Genomic DNA, 14,408 nt, shown 5'->3' with positions numbered 1-14,408 from the left:
GCGCCCGATCATGGCCTGAGGGTGCGGCCGCGTCGGTGAACGAAGGATGTAGCTCTCCGCCCCTGCGAAGCGGGGGCGGAGATTTTACTGCCTCGCCTGGTCCGTATGCCGCGCCACGCCCTTGAGCGCGCGTCCGGCGGCGGCGGCGGCCTGCAGGCCGAGGTCGCCGATCGAGAGCACGCCGACCAGCCGCTTGTCGCGGTTCAGCACGGCCAGGCGGCGGACCTGGTGGCGGGCCATCTCCTCGGCCGCGTCCTCGCAGTCGGCGTCGTCGAACACGTAGTAGACGTGCTCGCTCATCGCCTCGCGCACCGAGCACTCGCCGGGGCGCTTGTCGGCGGCGGCGACGCGCACGGCGATGTCGCGGTCGGTGATCATGCCGATCAGCCGGTCGCCCTCGCCCACGGGCAGGCTGCCCAGGTCGTAGTCGCGCATGCGCCGCGCCGCCTCCAGGGCGCTGGCCTCCGGGCCGATCACCTCGGCCCCCTTGGTCATGACCTCGCGAACCATCATCGCTCTCACTCCCACGCGCGGGTCTTGCAGCCCGCGGCCGGCCAACTGCGGACGGGCGCCGGGGTTTCAGCGGGGGCGCAAAGGGCGCGGGCCGCCTTCGCCCCGCCGTCGTCCGGCTTGGGCGCAAGCGGGCGGACGCCGGCCGGGGATACGGCCACAACCCGCCGCGGGCCGCCCCCCTTGTTCCCCCGGGGGCAGGCCTGCTTCGAGTGATCGCTTCGCGGCCCGCCGGACGGACCCTGCCCGGCCGCCCGGTCCGCGAAGCGACCGCCCCTCCGCCGTCGTGCGTCGCGGCGGAGGGGCGGGGCTTACTCTCCTCCCCTGCGAAGCGGGTGAGGAGAAGCCGCGGAACCCCCGCCCCGTCCCCCCGTTGCCGGGGAATGGCCCGCTCTGACCTTTCCGCCCTGGTCGCCGAGGCGGCCCGGCCCCTGCCCGATCCCGACGATCCCGGCTTCGCCCGCGCCTTCGACGCCTTCGGCGACCGCAAGGTGGTGCTGCTGGGCGAGGCCAGCCACGGCACCTCGGAGTTCTACCGCGCCCGCGCGGCCATCACCCGGCGCCTGGTCGAACAGCACGGCTTCAACATCGTGGCGGTCGAGGCCGACTGGCCCGACGCCGCCGCGGTCGACCGCTATGTCCGCCATCGCGAGGGCCCCGGCCCCGACCAGCGGCCGTTCGAGCGCTTCCCGACCTGGATGTGGCGCAACACCGACGTCGCCGCCTTCGTCGAGACCCTGCGGGCCTGGAACGCCGCGCGCGCGCCGGCCGCGCGATGCGGCTTCTACGGCCTGGACCTGTACAACCTGCACGGCTCCATCGCCCTGGTGCTGGACTATCTGGAGGACGTCGACCCGCAGGCCGCCGCGGAGGCGCGCGAGCGCTACGGCTGCATCGCGCCGTGGAGCCGCCAGCCGGCCGACTACGGCGCCGCCGTGGTCAGCGAGCTCTACGAGAAGTGCGAGGCCGCGGTGGTCGAGCAGTGCCGCGAGCTGCTGAGCCGGCGGCTGGACTACGCCCGTCTGGACGACGGCGACGCCTTCCTCGACGCCGCCCAGGCCGCCCGCCTGGTGGCCGCGGCCGAGCGCTACTACCGCGTCATGTATTACGGCGGCGCCGACAGCTGGAACCTGCGCGACACGCACATGTTCGAGACCCTCGTCCATCTGCTGGAGGCGCGGGGGCCCGAGGCCAAGGCGGTGGTCTGGGCCCACAACAGCCACATCGGCGACGCGCGCCGGACCGACATGGGCGTGATGCGCGACGAGCTGAACATCGGCCAGCTGTGCCGCGAGCGCTTCGGCGCCCAGGCCGCCCTGATCGGCTTCGGCACCAACTCCGGCACGGTCGCCGCCGCCGACAACTGGGACGGCGACATGCGGGTGAAGACGGTCGTGCCCTCCCGCCCCGACAGCTGGGAGCGCGCCTGCCACGACGCCGGCGCGCGCGGCCCGGGCGAACGCTTCATGCTGAACTTCGTCGACGGCGCGGCCGACCTGCGCGACGAGGCGGTGGAGCTCCGCCTGGAGCGCTTCATCGGCGTGATCTACCGCCCCCAGACCGAGCTTGCGAGCCACTACGCCCTGGCCGACCTGCCCCGCCAGTTCGACGCCTTCGTCTGGTTCGACGAGACCGAGGCGGTGACCCCGCTCAGCTACGAGCACGCGCCGCGCGGGCCGGTGCCGGACACGTACCCGTTCGGAGTGTGATCCCCCTCTCCCGGTCGGGAGAGGGAGGGGCCCAGCCGAAGGCTGGGAGGGTGAGGGAAACGGGAGGGGGCAGAACCAGGCGCCGAGGGCGTCCGCCGTCCGTTCCTCCCACCGGCCTTGCGGCCGGCGGGCCCCTCCTTCTCCCTCTGGGAGAAGGGACTTTTAATCCGCCTCCCCGACGAACGTCGGGGTCCAGGTGAAGCCCGCAAACGGCGGCGGATGAGCGGAAGGCGCGCGCTCCTCTGGAGCCCCCTCCACCGCTTCGCGGTGCCCCTCCCCCAAGGGGGGAGGATCTGACGCCCTCACCCCTGCGGCAGGGTCAGGGTCACCGCCGTGCCGCCGCCCTCTCGATCGGCGATGTCGATGCGGCCGCCCAGCTGGCGGGCCAGCACGTCCATCAGCTTGGTCCCGTGCGCGCGGCCGTCGTCGGCGTGGGCCGTCGCCGCGCGCCCGACCCCGCGGTCCAGCACCTTGAGCTCCAGCTCGCCCGAGCCCGAGGGCGCGACCGTCACCTCGACCACGCCGCGGCCGTCGGGATAGGCGTACTTGTAGCTGTTGCAGACCGCCTCGTTGACCACCGCCCCGATGGTGGTCGCGCGCTCCGCGGGCAGCTTCAGCCCCGGCGGCGCGCTCACCTCGATCACCAGGTCGTCGGTGCGGTAGACCCGGCAGACCGCGTCGATCAGGGCGACCGCGTCGACCTCGGCCTCGCCGACGCCGCCGGCGGCGACCACGCTCTGGTAGATGGCCGCCAGGCTCTGCATCACCCCCATGATCTTGCGGGCGAAGTCGGCGGTCGCGGCCGGCGCGCCGCGCGCCTCCACCGCGATCAGGCCGCTGATCACCTGCAGGTGGTTCTTCACCCGGTGGGCCAGCTCGTCGTGCAGCGCCCTGTTGTACTCGGCCGTCTGCGCCAGGTCGGCCTCGCGCGCCTTCTGGCGGCTGATGTCGCTGCAGACGCTGATCGCCCCGATCACCTCGCCGGCCGGGTTGCGGATCGGCGAGGTGTTGCAGCGCAGGAGCACGCGCCCGCCGGCGGAATCCAGGAAGTAGCTCTCGAAGTCCTCCAGCGTCTCGCCCTTCAGCGAGCGACCGACCGGCCGTTCGTCCAGGGTGTAGGGCCGCCCGTCCAGGGAGAAGTTCGGCATCAGCTCGGCGAACTGCTCGTAGCTGAGGTTCTCCAGCTCCTGGCGCGGCCAGCCCATCAGCCGCCCGGCGAATTCGCTGACATAGAGCACGCGCCCGGCCGGGGCGCTGACGATGACCACCACGCCCGGCACGAAATCCATCACGGTTTCCAGAACCGCGTGGGCCGCCGGCCCGCCCCAGAACCTTTCCAGTTCAGTGGCGAGGCGATCGAACGACTGGCCTTCGTCCATGCCGCGCACCTGCAAGTCCTGCGCGAACAACCGGGTGCGCTCGATCGCGGTTCGAGCCCTACCCCGAAAGATTCCGGACGCGCAGGCGGTCGAACCGGCTCCCGGCCTTCGCCGCACACGGGTTCGGTCTGCGGCGCGGGACGACTCCCCGGTGGACAACCCTCAACCCGACGTTGACGGCGCGCACGCCGGTTCCGCACACTGGCGTTCGGGGACTACGGGGATTTCAAGTCATGTTCACGCGTCGTGGGCTGCTGGCGGCGGCGGCGGCCGCGCCCTTGGCCGGGCTGGGCGCGGGCGCGCGGGCCGAAGGGGTCAAGCCGCACGCCCTGGCCGACTTCTTCGCGCCGGCCTTCACCCTGGACGCGGCCCTGTCGCCGGACGGGCGCAAGCTGGCCCTGCTGTTCGACGCGGTGGTCGGCGGCAAGCGGCGCAAGGTGGTCGCCCTGAAGGACGCCGAGCAGCCGGACGGCCCGGTCAAGCCGCTGAACACCGGCGACCTGGGCGACATCGACTGGATCGAGTGGGCGCGCGACGACCGGCTGCTGGTGCGCGTCGACCACGGCACGGACTACGCCGAGAGCGAGCGTTCGGGGCTGATCTACTGGACCGCCGGCCGGCGGCGGCGGCTGTACTCGCTGGGGCTGGACGGGTCGGCGCCGGTGCCGATGTTCCAGAACCCGCGGGTGCGCGAGTTCAACCTGGACCTGGCCGAGGTCGTCGACCTGCTGCCCGACGAGCCGCACCAGATCCTGATGCCGGCCATGGACATGAAGTGGCGCCTGCCCAGCCTGTTCAAGGTCGACCTGCTGACCGGCGCCGAGACCCTGTTCGAGGCCGGCAAGATCGGCACGGTGGGCTGGCAGGTGGCCGGCGGGGCGCCGATCCTGCGCGTCGACGCCAACCGGCGCGGCACCTGGCAGTGGATCTACGCCCGCGCGCCGGGCGAGAGCGAGTGGCGGCTGCTGCGCAAGAGCAACCCGCGCGACCTGCCGGAATTCGCCTACCTCGGCCCCACCGCGCGCACCGGCGTGGTGCTGGTGGCCGCCCGCCAGGAGGGCGAGGACGTGGTCTCGGCGCGCGAGCTGGACCTGGCCAGCCTGAGCTTCGGGCCGCCGCTGTCCCAGCGCCCGGGCCGCGACGTGCTGCACGCCCTGTTCGACGAGCGCGACCGCTATATCGGCGCCGCCTTCGCCGCCGACCGGATCGACTACGACTTCGCCGACAAGAGCTTCGCCGCGCACTTCAAGGCCATCAACGACTTCCTGGGCGGCGAGTGCAACGTCACCCTGTTCGACGTCGACCGCGACCAGCGCCGCTTCCTGGCGCACGTCTCCGGCCCGCGCGAGCCGGGGGCCTACTTCCTCTACGACCGCAAGGCCAAGTCGGTGCACAATGTCGGCGCGGCCCGTCCGAACCTGGCGCTGGAGCGGCTGGGCCGCGGCGAGGTGTTGCGCGTGCCCACCCGCGACGGCGGCCTGGTCGACGCCTACCTGACCGCCCCGCCCGGGGGCGCGCCGGGGCCGCTGGTGGTGCTGCCGCACGGCGGGCCGGAGCTGCGCGACTACTTCGACTGGGACCGCCAGGTGCAGGTGTTCGCGGCCCAGGGCTGGTGGGTGCTGCAGCCGAACTTCCGGGGCTCCGGCGGCTACGGCCGGGCCTTCGCCGAGGCCGGCTGGAAGCGCTGGGGCGAGCGCATGCAGGCCGACGTCGAGGACTGCGTCGCCTACGCCCTGAAGGAACGCGGCCTCGACGCCAAACGGGTGGCGATCATGGGCTCCAGCTACGGCGGCTACGCGGCCCTGATGGGGGCGGTGCGCCGGCCCGACCTGTACAAGGCGGTGATCTCGATCTGCGGGGTCAGCGACCTGCCCGAGATGCTGGCCTACGAGAAGCGCGAGGACGACAGCCCCGACCGCGACGTCTACAGCTACTGGGTCAAGCGCATCGGCGACCCCAAGGCCGACAAGGCGGCGCTGGAGGCCGCCTCCCCCGCCCGCCGCGCCGCCGCCCTGACCATGCCGGTCATGCTGGTGCACGGAAAGCAGGACCCGGTGGTGCCGGTCGAGCAGACCCGCATCATGGCCAAGGCGCTGGAGGCCCTGGGCCGCAAGGCCGAGGTGATCGAGGTCGACAACGCCGGCCACGCCGACTGGGACGACCGCCACGAGCAGATCCTGATGGCCGGCTACGTGCAGACCATCAGCAAGGCGTTCGCGGCGGCGACCTGATCCCTCTCCCCTTGCGGGAGAGGGAGGGGCCCGCGCGAAGCGTGGGAGGGTGAGGGGTCGCGCCACGCCGGCCGCTCAAGCGATCGCCCGCGCGACATCGGCCGCATGCGGCGATACCCCTCATCCTCCCGCCGGCCCGGGCCGGCGGGCCCCTCCTTCTCCCACAAGGGGAGAAGGTGAGCGCACCCTCGGCGAGCGTATGGCCAAGCTGTAACGGGCATGCCAGCCTGACGACGCTGGAGCCCGCTGGTCGCCCACCCCGCCCGACGGGCTCGACGCCGGCTAGCAGGCGTCCGCCCGGACCGGGGAGCTGAAATCCGCCCTGGTCGCCGGCAGCCGTCGCCGCACGCGCCTGCGCGCAGCGCATCCGTCGGCGCTCGCACGCGCCGCCAGCGGGGTGTGAGGGCTGGCGGAGTGCAGCGAGACTCCGCCTCCCCGACGAAAGTCGGGGTCCAGGTGAAGTCCGCTGAGCGTTCCGGACGAATCTGGGTCCCGACTTTCGTCGGGACGGACGGATTGAGAGCCGCCTTGCGGACGAAGGCCGGAGCCGGCCTGCGCGCGCGGAACACCCCCGCCGCGCGTCGCGTTGCCCTTCAGGAGGCGCCCATGGTCCATGCTCACGAGCCCGACCGGCCGCTGCGCAAGGTGGTGGTGGTCGAGGACGATCCGGTGATCGCCGACAGCCTGGCGCACTATCTGGACGAGCTGGGCTACACGATCTGCGCCCAGACCGCCTCGCCGACCGAGGCCATGACCCTGCTGCACAAGTACGAGCCCGACGTGATCACCCTGGACGTCGACCTGGGGGGCGCCAGCGAGGGCGTGGCGGTGGCCACCGTGCTGCGCACCACCGCCATGTACCCGATCGTGTTCGTCACCGGCGCGCCGGCCGTGCGCCACCCCGAGCTGAAAAGCTTCGAGGCCAGCGCCGTGGTCGCCAAGCCCTTCACCAAGCAGGACCTGGAGAAGGGCATCGAGCGGGCGATCAGGCGGGCGGAGGACGAAGGCGCGTTCTGAGCGAGAGCGCCCCCGCCCCAAGGCTCCCCCTCCCCGTCTCCCCGACGAAAGTCGGGGTCCGGGTGAAGCCGCCCTCGGGACGCCTCAGCGTACGCGTATGAAATCGAACAGCTGGTTGGCGCCCATGTTCGGGGTGAACTGCTGGATCCGCGCGCCGTCGTCGCGGCTGAAGCCCGGCACGTCCAGGGCCTTGCCGCTGTGCACCGCCACGATGCGGTGGGCGCCGCCGATCGTCTCGATGCGGAAGTGCTGGTTGGCGGCCGCGGGGTTGCAGGCGAACTGCTGCACCGCCGCCCCGTCGGCGGCCGAGGCGAAGGCCACGTCCAGGCACTTGGACCAGGTGTGGGTCGGGCGGAAGCTGAAGCTGCCGTCCGGGTTGGCGGTGATCGAGAACACCTGGTTGGCGCCGCCGTGGAAGCCCCACTGGATCAGCCGCTGGCCGTCGTCCTGGCCGTGGAACCAGGAGACGTCGACGTCCAGCACCTTGCCGCTGGCGCGCGAGCGGATCACGTAGTTGCCCGGCCCGCTGAAGCTGCCCGACGGCGCGGTGGCGATCGGGATGGCCCCGGCCAGGTTCGGCTGGACGCCGATCGCCGAGCCGTCGGACACGGCCGTGCCGCTGGCGACCAGGACCTCGCGGGCCTGGGCGGGGGTGAGCGGCGGCTGGCCGCTGGCCAGGCGCGCCCCCTGCAGGCTGGCCACCGCGCCGGCGACGATCGCCGAGGCGCTGGAGGTGCCCCCGAAGTTGGTGGTGTAGCGGCGCGGGATCGCGGTCGAGCCGGCGAACGGGCCGGTCCCGCCGGCGCCGTCGCCCTTGCCGATGGTCGCCACCCCGCCGCCCCACGAATACAGGTCGATGCGGCGGCTGAAATTGCTGGTCGGGTTGATGAAGTGTCCGGCGTCGTCGTGCAGGGCCGAGCCGATCAGCAGGGCCCCGGAATGGCGCACGCTCGGATCGAAGCGGCGCCGGTAGGGCGCGGTGTCCAGGTCGGAGCTGCCGTTGCCGGCCGCCTCCACCACGATCACCCCGCGCGCCGTCAGGCGGCGGATCACGTCGAAGCTCTCCTGGTAATACTCCATGGCCACCCACTCGAACTGGCCGCAGCCGGGCATGACCGGACAGGTCAGGCCCGTGGACGGCCCGGGCCCGTGCTGTTCGATCAGCAGCACGTCGCCGGGGCGCAGGCTCTCGCCGGCGATCCGCATCGTGTTGGCGACCACCACGTTGTGCGCCCGCCCGGCCCAGTTCTCGCCCGAGAAGGTCGCCACCACGGCCGCCCAGACGTAGTCGAACGGCCGGCACACCGAGGACAGCACGTAGCGCACGTTCGGCGCGATGCCGTTCATGCCCAGGCCGTTGTGCGGCGAGGCGATCACCCCCATCACCTCGGTGCCGTGCTCGCTCTCCTTGGCGACGTAGGCGCAGCCCGGCCGCCCGCCGGCGAACAGGCTCGAGGCCGGCGGGAAGTCCTCGTGGTCGGTGACCCAGTCGTACTCGACGTCGGCCACCAGCACCCCGTCGCCGCGGCCGCCGGGCCGGGTCCAGGCGAGCTGGGCGCCGATGCCGACCGGCGCGGGGCCGAGGTGGCCCTGATTGCTGCTGAGGTCCCCCGTGGCGGCCTGGGGCGTGTCGGTCACCACCGCCGCGTAGACCTGCTCCACCGAACGGAAGCGGTTCAGCTGGTTCATCAGCCGCGCCTGGGCGGCCGCGTCGGTGAAGTCGGGCGCGGCCAGCACGTAGTAGAGGTCGAGGTCCGCCAGCTCCTCGCCCGAGCGCTGCTCCAGCTCGTCCTTCTCGGCGTACTGCGGGTCGACGCCGCCGCCTTTGGGCAGGCGCGGCTTGTCCGGGCGGAAGGCGTAGGAGGCCTTGAAGGCGCGCGCGTCGGGCGAGCTGGCCAGCAGGGCCTTGATGGCGGCCAGCTCCTGGGCCACGCCGTCGTACTTCAGCCCGGTGCGGGCCAGGCGCCGCTCCGCGCCGTCGGCCAGGCCCGTCAGCGACGGGTCGACGTAGAAGCCGTCCGGCCCCAGGCGCACGTGGCTGCCCTCGGCGAACTTGACGACGAACACGCCGGCCACGTCGGTCTTCTTCAGCGCGATCTCCTTGGGCTTGGGCGGCACCCAGCGCGGGCGCAGGCCCTCGGCCACGGGCGGCGCCTGGAGGGAGACCTGAACCGCCGGCGGCACGACCGGGCGGACCGGTTTGGCGACCACCGGCGCCGGCGCGACCGGCTTCGGTTTCTCCTGCGCGCGGCCCGCGTCGGCCGCCAGGAACGACGCGCACGCGACCACCAGCGCGCAAAGCACGCCCGACCCCTTGATCATGCCAGCCCCCCTCACGCCCCCCGGCGTGGTCGATCCTGAGAATTACGCCCGCGGGTATGCTTACTGGCGCCGGAGATCATCCGACGTCGCCCGCGACACCCCAATCGCGCCTCGACGCGGAGGAAGGCGTCGCAAGCAAGGTGAACAGCGTAGACCAGTCCGCGCGCGAAAACTCCGCCTACGGATATTCGCGCACACGCAAGACACGAAAACACGACGCCGGATAACGCGCAACGGGGCTTCGAACATCTCCGCCTCCCCGACGAAAGTCGGGGCCCAGGTGAAACCCCCGAGCGGCGCCGGATGAATCTGGGTCCCGACTTTCGTCGGGACATACGGATGTGGGGTGCGCCGTGGGAAGCGGCGCGCCCGCGCGCCAATGTCCGTCACCCTCGGGACAAGCCCGAGGGTGACGAAGTTTGGGGCCCTACCCCGCCCCCGCCCGCATCCGCCCCGCGAAGGCGGCGTCGGCTTCGTCCTGCAGGGTGAAGGCGGCGGCCGTGCCCCTGGCCACCGGCGCGTCGGTCTGGCCGCCCTCGCACAGCAGGGCGCGGATCGCGCCTTCGGGGCCGTGCGCGTAGAGCGGATGCGACTTGCCCACCTTCTCGACCGAGGGCGCGCCGGCGCCCGGCGTGAACCGCTCGATGCGCTTCACCTCCACCTCGTCGCGCTTGCAGGCGAAGCGGGCGGTGGCCACCGACCAGGTCCCGCTGTCGTTCTCGCGCACCATCATGCGGGCCGGCCGCTCGCGCTTCTTGCCCTTGCGGGCCTTCTTGAGGTCGGCCTCCAGCACCCAGACGTCCAGCCCGCGCTGCGGCCCCTGCACGGCGGGCGCGAACACCCGCACCAGCCGCCACTCGGCGGTCGTGTAGCGGGGCGGCTTGGCGTGGGCCGGCAGGGCGGCCGCGCCCACGAGGGCGGCCAGGGCGAGGGTTGCGAGCGCACGCGGCATGGACGGCCTCCCGGGGATAGCGGCCGGAAAGCTTAACCGCGACGCCGGGGCGCGAGGCGGGGCGCCGGGCGGGCCGGCCGCAGGCGCGGGATCGGGCCAGGGCCCCACCGAGAGGGCGCCCTGCCGCCGCGTTGCGGAGGGCTCTCCTCCCCTGCGAAGCGGGGGAGGAGCAAGAGGCCCCCCTACCCCGCCCGCCGGTACGCCTTGGCCTCGTAGACCGCGCGCAGGTTCTCGCAGGCCAGGCGCACCAGGGCGCCGGCGGCGTCGCGGCCGGGATCGCCGGTGACGCGGGCCACCGTCGCGCGCCAGGGTTCGCGCGCGCCGGCGCCGTCGAACTGCGGCTCCAGCAGGGCGCGCAGCAGCCGCGCGTTGACCGGGCCGCAGGCGTCCAGCGCGGCGCCGGCCCGGGCGGAGGCGTCGACCATGACCTGGGTCACCCCCTGGCCCGGCGCGCCGGGGGCGCAGGCGTCGACCTTCTCGAATCCGGCCTGGGCGCGGTCGACGCCGGCGGCGCAGGCCAGGTCGGCCTCCAGCCGCCGCGCCGCGCCGACCTGGGCCTCGGTCAGGGCGCGCTGAGCGAACAGCTGGTCGAACACGTCCAGCCGGCGCGCCGAGACGATCCGGCGCCCGGCGTCGGCGACCACGCGCACGTCGGGCTGGGCGCTCAGGCGGGCGAACTCGGCCTCGCGGGCGCGACGCAGCTTGGCGGCGGCGATCGCGGCTTCGGGGCTGGGCCGCGTGCGGCGGGGCATCAGGACTTCCCTTCTTTTTCGGGTCTGATCAGGTCGAGGGTCTGGCGCGCGCGGCGGGCGAGCGCGCGGCGCCAGGCGAAGCCGGGTTCGGCCAGGGCCAGCAGCTGGCCCGGCGTCGGGAAGAAGCGCGCGGGGCTGAGCACGTAAGCGTCGGCCGCCCTGGCCAGCACGTCGGCCGGCAGGTGGCCGGCCAGCCGGCGCCAGTCCTTCAGCACCTCGGCCTGCTCGGCCGGGGTCAGGCGGCTCTCGGGATAGTGCAGGGCCAGCCGCTCCAGGATCAGCGCGAAGGCGGACGGCGGGGCCGGCTCGGCCGCGGCCAGGGCGGCGCGGCACTCGGCCAGCACGGCGGCGCGGTCCGGCGACGCGGCCAGCTCACGGGCCGGGCGGGCCGGCAGGTGCGTCAGCTTCGCCGGCCCCATGAGCGGCTTCGTCGGCGAGGATTTGGGCCCAGACGGCGCGCTTGGCGGCGCGGCCGGAGCCGGCGGGGCGGGAAGGTTCATGGGAGGCTTCCGTGGATCGGGGCGCGGGCGCGCCGGCCAGGCGGCGGTCGCGGAATTGCACGACGGCCGGCTCGAAATAGGCCCAGCCGTTCACCGTCCCGGGCCGCTGGCGGGCGGCGCGGGCGCGCACGGCCGGCAGGACGTCGGCTTCCAGCTCGGCCGGCGGCCCCTGCCCCGGCCGCAGCAGGGCCAGGATCGGCGCGAGGTTCATCAGGCCGGGCGCGGCGGCGTTCAGCGCTGGACCGGCCGCCTGGCGCAGGGCCGCCTCCAGGGCGTCCAGCTCAGGCTTCGCCCACGCGCGGGCGCCCCCTGCAGAGTAGGTAATCTTCTCTGGTTCTGACTCTGATGTCTGAGATGCCAGAGCCGGGCTCCGGCCGGGCTGCGGCGGCGGCGTAGCGGGCGCTACGGTTTCGCTGCGGGCGCGCCTGGCCTTGGCCGCTCCGCCCCGCGCGCCGGCGGCGCGGCGCTGCTCGCTGGCCCGCTCGATCCTGGCCAGTTCGGCGACCAGCCGCGGGTGGGTCAGCTCGCCGTCCTCGACCGTGAAGAAGGCGGTCACCTCCCCCGCCGTCCGCGCCCAGCGGGCCGTGGACAGGCCGGCCAGGCGCGCCAGCCGGGCGGGCTCCGCCGGCAGCCGGCCGCCGCCGCGCCACAGGGCCATCAGCAGCAGCACGTAGGCGCCGTGCTGCTCGGTGGTCAGGTGGCGGGTGTCGCCCAGATAGTCGGCGACATAGAGGGGCATGTAGGGCGGCGCGCTCATGGGCGGGTCTCGGGCGGCTCTAGTTTTGTTCTCGTTATGTTCGCATTTTCCGAACAAAACGCAAGCCCGTGAGTTCGTGAAACGGCTAACGACTTTTCCACCGATCGGTGCGCAAACTGCGAACCATGAGCGACGCGGCGGACAAGCGGCACTACCTGCGCGAATGGCGCGAGTACCGGCGGCTGACCCAGGAGCAGCTGGCCGAGAAGGTCGGCACCTCCAAGAGCGTGATCAGCGAGCTGGAGACCAAGCGCGAGCTGTCCGGCAAATGGCTGCGCCGCCTGGCCCCCGCCCTCGACACCTCGGCCGGCTACCTGCTGGACCACGACCCCGAGAAGCTGCCCACCTCCATCCTCGACATCTGGGCCGACATCCCCGAGGAGAACCGCGGCGCGGCCGTGCGCATGCTGGAGAGCCTGCGCAGGACGGGCACCTAACACCGCTCATCCCCGCGAAAGCGGTGACCCAGGGCGCTTAAGGATCAGAGCGCGCCTGCGCTTCATGAAGGCTTGCGCCCACAGATGGGCGTCGCGGACCTGGGTCCCCGCCTTCGCGGGGATGAGCGGATTAGAGGCTGGCCGCCTCGCCGCCCTCACCCTTCGAACGCCGGCCCCGCCAGCTTGCGCACGTGATCGCGCACGTCGGCCGGCCAGGCTTCGGTCGCGCTCGCGAACCCGGCCTGGTCGCCGGCGTAGAGCGCCCGGATCGCCGCCTCGTAGAGGGCCGCGTCGCCGGCCAGCGCGGTGGCCACGCGGTAGGCGGCCTCCTGGGCGCGGCGGATCCGCCCCGGGCCTTCGTCGGCCCGGCGGGCCGCCTCGACCAGCTTGCGCAAGGTCACCGAGGCGCCGCCCGGCTGGGCGGCCAGCCATTCCCAGTGCCGGGGCAGCAGGGTCACCTCGCGGGCCGAGACGCCCAGCTTGGGGCGGCCGGGACCGCGCTTCGGCTCGGCCGCGGGCGCGTCGCCGCGCGGATCGAACTCCACCGGGGCGCCGGTGTCGTCGTCGAAGGCCAGGACGGTCGCGTGCGGCTCGGCCGCCTGCGCCGCGCGCACGGCGGCGGCCACCTCGGCCGGAGATCCGGAGGCGATCAGGCGGGCGCCGATGAAGGCGGTGCAGGTCTCGGTCATGCGGGAGGTTTTATCCGGGTGGAATGTGGAGTCAATCACATCCCCCTCTCCCGAATGGGGAAGGGGCATACGTCCAATTCTGACGTACATACCTGCGAAAACGGGGTCTCGATTCTACGAACCTGCCGCCCGGGAGGTTCGTAAATTGCGAACATCCCCCTCGCCCTGAAAGTTCGGAAATTGCGAACCTCATGACCCTCCTGTACGACCGATCCGACTTCCTCGCCGCCGAGCGGTCCGCGCGCGCCGCGCGCCGGGCGGAGGCCGCGGCCGGACGGCGCGAGCTCGACCGCCGGGTCGAGGCGGCCGAGGCCGCCTTCCGCGCCGCCCGCGGGCCGGCCTGCGCCGCCGACCGGCTGGAGCTGGACCAGGCCTTCGACGCCGTCCACGAGCTGGCCGAGCTGACCGACGCCTTCGCAGACCGCAGCGAAGACGCCCTGTCCCGCCTCGCCCGCGCGGACCCCGGCCTGGTCGCGCCCGACCTGCGCTACCGCGCGTGCCTATGCGAAACCCTCGCCGACCGCCTGGCCGACGCCGACCTGGCCCGTCTCTACGGCGCCGCCTTCGCCCGGCTGGAGGCGCAGCGATGAGCTTTCCGGTCTATCGCGACGCCGCCGGCCGCTACGCCGTGGCCGTCGACCACGTCCCCGACGAAGCCGTCGCGCTGGAACGCGACCTGGCCGCCGCCCAGGCGCTGGCGGAGCGGATGAACGAGGAGCGCGACCTGACCGCGCGCGAGCTCGGCGGAGATGCACCTCAACCAATGATCGCAACGTCATGAAATGCGAAACGAAAGTCGCGAAATGTAAAGCAGAGCGGCACGAATCCTATTCGCTCAGATCACATCGGCCAAGATCGATCCTGCAGCGTCGAGCCAAGCTCCTTCAAAAATAGACACAGGGAAAAGCGACCCGGATAGACTTCCATGAGCGGAAAAACGGTCGGCCATAGACCGATGACGATGCCGCGAAACCCCAAGCTCACTGAGCTGTCGAGGATACACCACGCGAGAATCCGTCGTTTTTTTCTCCGACCTCTACAATATTGAAGATGCGCCGCCGCAACCCCCGCGTTAACCGGGCCAACCAGCGGCGGAGCGATTCCGCCGCGAGTGCAGCTTTGACGTGATTTCCGCCGGGTCGGGCCGGCGCAG

Annotated in this window: 14 protein-coding genes and 1 pseudogene; 6 read left to right on the top strand and 9 right to left on the bottom strand. The window is 73.0% G+C overall.

Annotated elements, in window-relative coordinates; translation table 11 throughout:
- Positions 1 to 84 precede the first annotated feature (84 nt).
- Positions 85 to 513, bottom strand: coding sequence for a CBS domain-containing protein (locus H8B08_RS06630; RefSeq protein ID WP_187449409.1), 429 nt, complete (start codon positions 511 to 513; stop codon positions 85 to 87).
- 380 nt (positions 514 to 893) lie between these two features.
- On the opposite strand from H8B08_RS06630, the gene H8B08_RS06625 reads away from it, so the two are divergent.
- A complete protein-coding gene (locus tag H8B08_RS06625; RefSeq protein WP_187449408.1) occupies positions 894 to 2,219 on the top strand; it encodes an erythromycin esterase family protein in 1,326 nt (441 codons plus the stop codon).
- Positions 2,220 to 2,381: 162 nt separating this feature from the next.
- Here the strand turns inward: H8B08_RS06625 and H8B08_RS19535 are convergent.
- Both H8B08_RS19535 and H8B08_RS06620 read right to left on the bottom strand, forming a co-directional pair.
- A pseudogene (locus H8B08_RS19535) lies at positions 2,382 to 2,510 on the bottom strand (hypothetical protein); the annotation flags it as partial.
- 11 nt (positions 2,511 to 2,521) lie between these two features.
- On the bottom strand, positions 2,522 to 3,628 hold the full coding sequence (locus H8B08_RS06620; RefSeq protein WP_187449407.1) for a sensor histidine kinase: 1,107 nt from the start codon (positions 3,626 to 3,628) through the stop codon (positions 2,522 to 2,524).
- 203 nt (positions 3,629 to 3,831) lie between these two features.
- Here H8B08_RS06620 and H8B08_RS06615 point away from each other — a divergent pair, with 203 nt between their 5' ends.
- Together H8B08_RS06615 and H8B08_RS06610 are read left to right on the top strand one after the other, a co-directional pair.
- The gene (locus H8B08_RS06615; protein WP_187449406.1) at positions 3,832 to 5,829 is read left to right on the top strand and encodes a S9 family peptidase; all 1,998 of its coding nucleotides are present in this window, start codon (positions 3,832 to 3,834) and stop codon (positions 5,827 to 5,829) included.
- Between the two features lie 606 nt (positions 5,830 to 6,435).
- Positions 6,436 to 6,846 carry a LytTR family DNA-binding domain-containing protein gene (locus tag H8B08_RS06610; RefSeq protein ID WP_187449405.1) on the top strand — a complete coding sequence of 137 codons (411 nt, stop codon included), beginning with the start codon at positions 6,436 to 6,438 and terminating at the stop codon, positions 6,844 to 6,846.
- Between the two features lie 84 nt (positions 6,847 to 6,930).
- On the opposite strand, the gene H8B08_RS06605 is transcribed toward H8B08_RS06610, so the two are convergent.
- The 5 genes from H8B08_RS06605 to H8B08_RS06585 all read right to left on the bottom strand — a co-directional run bounded on the left by H8B08_RS06605 (position 6,931) and on the right by H8B08_RS06585 (position 12,129).
- On the bottom strand, positions 6,931 to 9,168 hold the full coding sequence (locus H8B08_RS06605) for an RICIN domain-containing protein (RefSeq protein ID WP_187449404.1): 2,238 nt from the start codon (positions 9,166 to 9,168) through the stop codon (positions 6,931 to 6,933).
- A 427-nt stretch (positions 9,169 to 9,595) separates the two neighbouring features.
- Positions 9,596 to 10,120 carry a hypothetical protein gene (locus tag H8B08_RS06600; RefSeq protein ID WP_187449403.1) on the bottom strand — a complete coding sequence of 175 codons (525 nt, stop codon included), beginning with the start codon at positions 10,118 to 10,120 and terminating at the stop codon, positions 9,596 to 9,598.
- A gap of 182 nt (positions 10,121 to 10,302) precedes the next feature.
- Positions 10,303 to 10,872, bottom strand: coding sequence for a hypothetical protein (locus H8B08_RS06595; protein WP_187449402.1), 570 nt, complete (start codon positions 10,870 to 10,872; stop codon positions 10,303 to 10,305).
- The gene (locus H8B08_RS06590; protein WP_187449401.1) at positions 10,872 to 11,291 is read right to left on the bottom strand and encodes a hypothetical protein; all 420 of its coding nucleotides are present in this window, start codon (positions 11,289 to 11,291) and stop codon (positions 10,872 to 10,874) included. The genes H8B08_RS06595 and H8B08_RS06590 overlap by 1 nt, the downstream gene beginning before the upstream one ends.
- Complete coding sequence (locus H8B08_RS06585) at positions 11,245 to 12,129, bottom strand: DUF1376 domain-containing protein (protein ID WP_187449400.1); 885 nt, start codon at positions 12,127 to 12,129, stop codon at positions 11,245 to 11,247. The genes H8B08_RS06590 and H8B08_RS06585 overlap by 47 nt, the downstream gene beginning before the upstream one ends.
- Before the next feature lie 125 nt (positions 12,130 to 12,254).
- Here H8B08_RS06585 and H8B08_RS06580 point away from each other — a divergent pair, with 125 nt between their 5' ends.
- Positions 12,255 to 12,566 carry a helix-turn-helix domain-containing protein gene (locus tag H8B08_RS06580; RefSeq protein ID WP_187449399.1) on the top strand — a complete coding sequence of 104 codons (312 nt, stop codon included), beginning with the start codon at positions 12,255 to 12,257 and terminating at the stop codon, positions 12,564 to 12,566.
- A 155-nt stretch (positions 12,567 to 12,721) separates the two neighbouring features.
- Here the strand turns inward: H8B08_RS06580 and H8B08_RS06575 are convergent, their stop codons facing one another.
- Positions 12,722 to 13,255: a DUF2239 family protein gene (locus H8B08_RS06575; protein ID WP_187449398.1), complete on the bottom strand. Its 534-nt coding sequence runs from the start codon at positions 13,253 to 13,255 to the stop codon at positions 12,722 to 12,724.
- 191 nt (positions 13,256 to 13,446) lie between these two features.
- On the opposite strand from H8B08_RS06575, the gene H8B08_RS06570 reads away from it, so the two are divergent.
- Both H8B08_RS06570 and H8B08_RS06565 read left to right on the top strand, forming a co-directional pair.
- The gene (locus H8B08_RS06570) at positions 13,447 to 13,845 is read left to right on the top strand and encodes a hypothetical protein (RefSeq protein WP_187449397.1); all 399 of its coding nucleotides are present in this window, start codon (positions 13,447 to 13,449) and stop codon (positions 13,843 to 13,845) included.
- Positions 13,842 to 14,036, top strand: a complete 195-nt coding sequence (locus H8B08_RS06565; RefSeq protein ID WP_187449396.1) for a hypothetical protein — start codon at positions 13,842 to 13,844, stop codon at positions 14,034 to 14,036. Before H8B08_RS06570 ends, H8B08_RS06565 begins: the two co-directional genes overlap by 4 nt.
- Positions 14,037 to 14,408: the final 372 nt, after the last annotated feature.

Source organism: Caulobacter sp. 17J80-11, from assembly GCF_014349105.1.
GTDB lineage: Bacteria > Pseudomonadota > Alphaproteobacteria > Caulobacterales > Caulobacteraceae > 17J80-11.
Note: the sequence above shows the minus strand (reverse complement) of the source record. Positions and strands in the feature narration are given on the sequence as shown.

What these genes read in the sequence shown, in the direction of transcription:
- H8B08_RS06630 (WP_187449409.1), bottom strand. Translation starts at nt 513, where the DNA reads ATGATGGTTCGCGAGGTCATGACCAAGGGGGCCGAGGTGATCGGCCCG.
- H8B08_RS06625 (WP_187449408.1), top strand. Translation starts at nt 894, where the DNA reads ATGGCCCGCTCTGACCTTTCCGCCCTGGTCGCCGAGGCGGCCCGGCCC.
- H8B08_RS06615 (WP_187449406.1), top strand. Translation starts at nt 3,832, where the DNA reads ATGTTCACGCGTCGTGGGCTGCTGGCGGCGGCGGCGGCCGCGCCCTTG.
- H8B08_RS06610 (WP_187449405.1), top strand. Translation starts at nt 6,436, where the DNA reads ATGGTCCATGCTCACGAGCCCGACCGGCCGCTGCGCAAGGTGGTGGTG.
- H8B08_RS06605 (WP_187449404.1), bottom strand. Translation starts at nt 9,168, where the DNA reads ATGATCAAGGGGTCGGGCGTGCTTTGCGCGCTGGTGGTCGCGTGCGCG.
- H8B08_RS06600 (WP_187449403.1), bottom strand. Translation starts at nt 10,120, where the DNA reads ATGCCGCGTGCGCTCGCAACCCTCGCCCTGGCCGCCCTCGTGGGCGCG.
- H8B08_RS06595 (WP_187449402.1), bottom strand. Translation starts at nt 10,872, where the DNA reads ATGCCCCGCCGCACGCGGCCCAGCCCCGAAGCCGCGATCGCCGCCGCC.
- H8B08_RS06590 (WP_187449401.1), bottom strand. Translation starts at nt 11,291, where the DNA reads ATGGGGCCGGCGAAGCTGACGCACCTGCCGGCCCGCCCGGCCCGTGAG.
- H8B08_RS06585 (WP_187449400.1), bottom strand. Translation starts at nt 12,129, where the DNA reads ATGAGCGCGCCGCCCTACATGCCCCTCTATGTCGCCGACTATCTGGGC.
- H8B08_RS06580 (WP_187449399.1), top strand. Translation starts at nt 12,255, where the DNA reads ATGAGCGACGCGGCGGACAAGCGGCACTACCTGCGCGAATGGCGCGAG.
- H8B08_RS06575 (WP_187449398.1), bottom strand. Translation starts at nt 13,255, where the DNA reads ATGACCGAGACCTGCACCGCCTTCATCGGCGCCCGCCTGATCGCCTCC.
- H8B08_RS06570 (WP_187449397.1), top strand. Translation starts at nt 13,447, where the DNA reads ATGACCCTCCTGTACGACCGATCCGACTTCCTCGCCGCCGAGCGGTCC.
- H8B08_RS06565 (WP_187449396.1), top strand. Translation starts at nt 13,842, where the DNA reads ATGAGCTTTCCGGTCTATCGCGACGCCGCCGGCCGCTACGCCGTGGCC.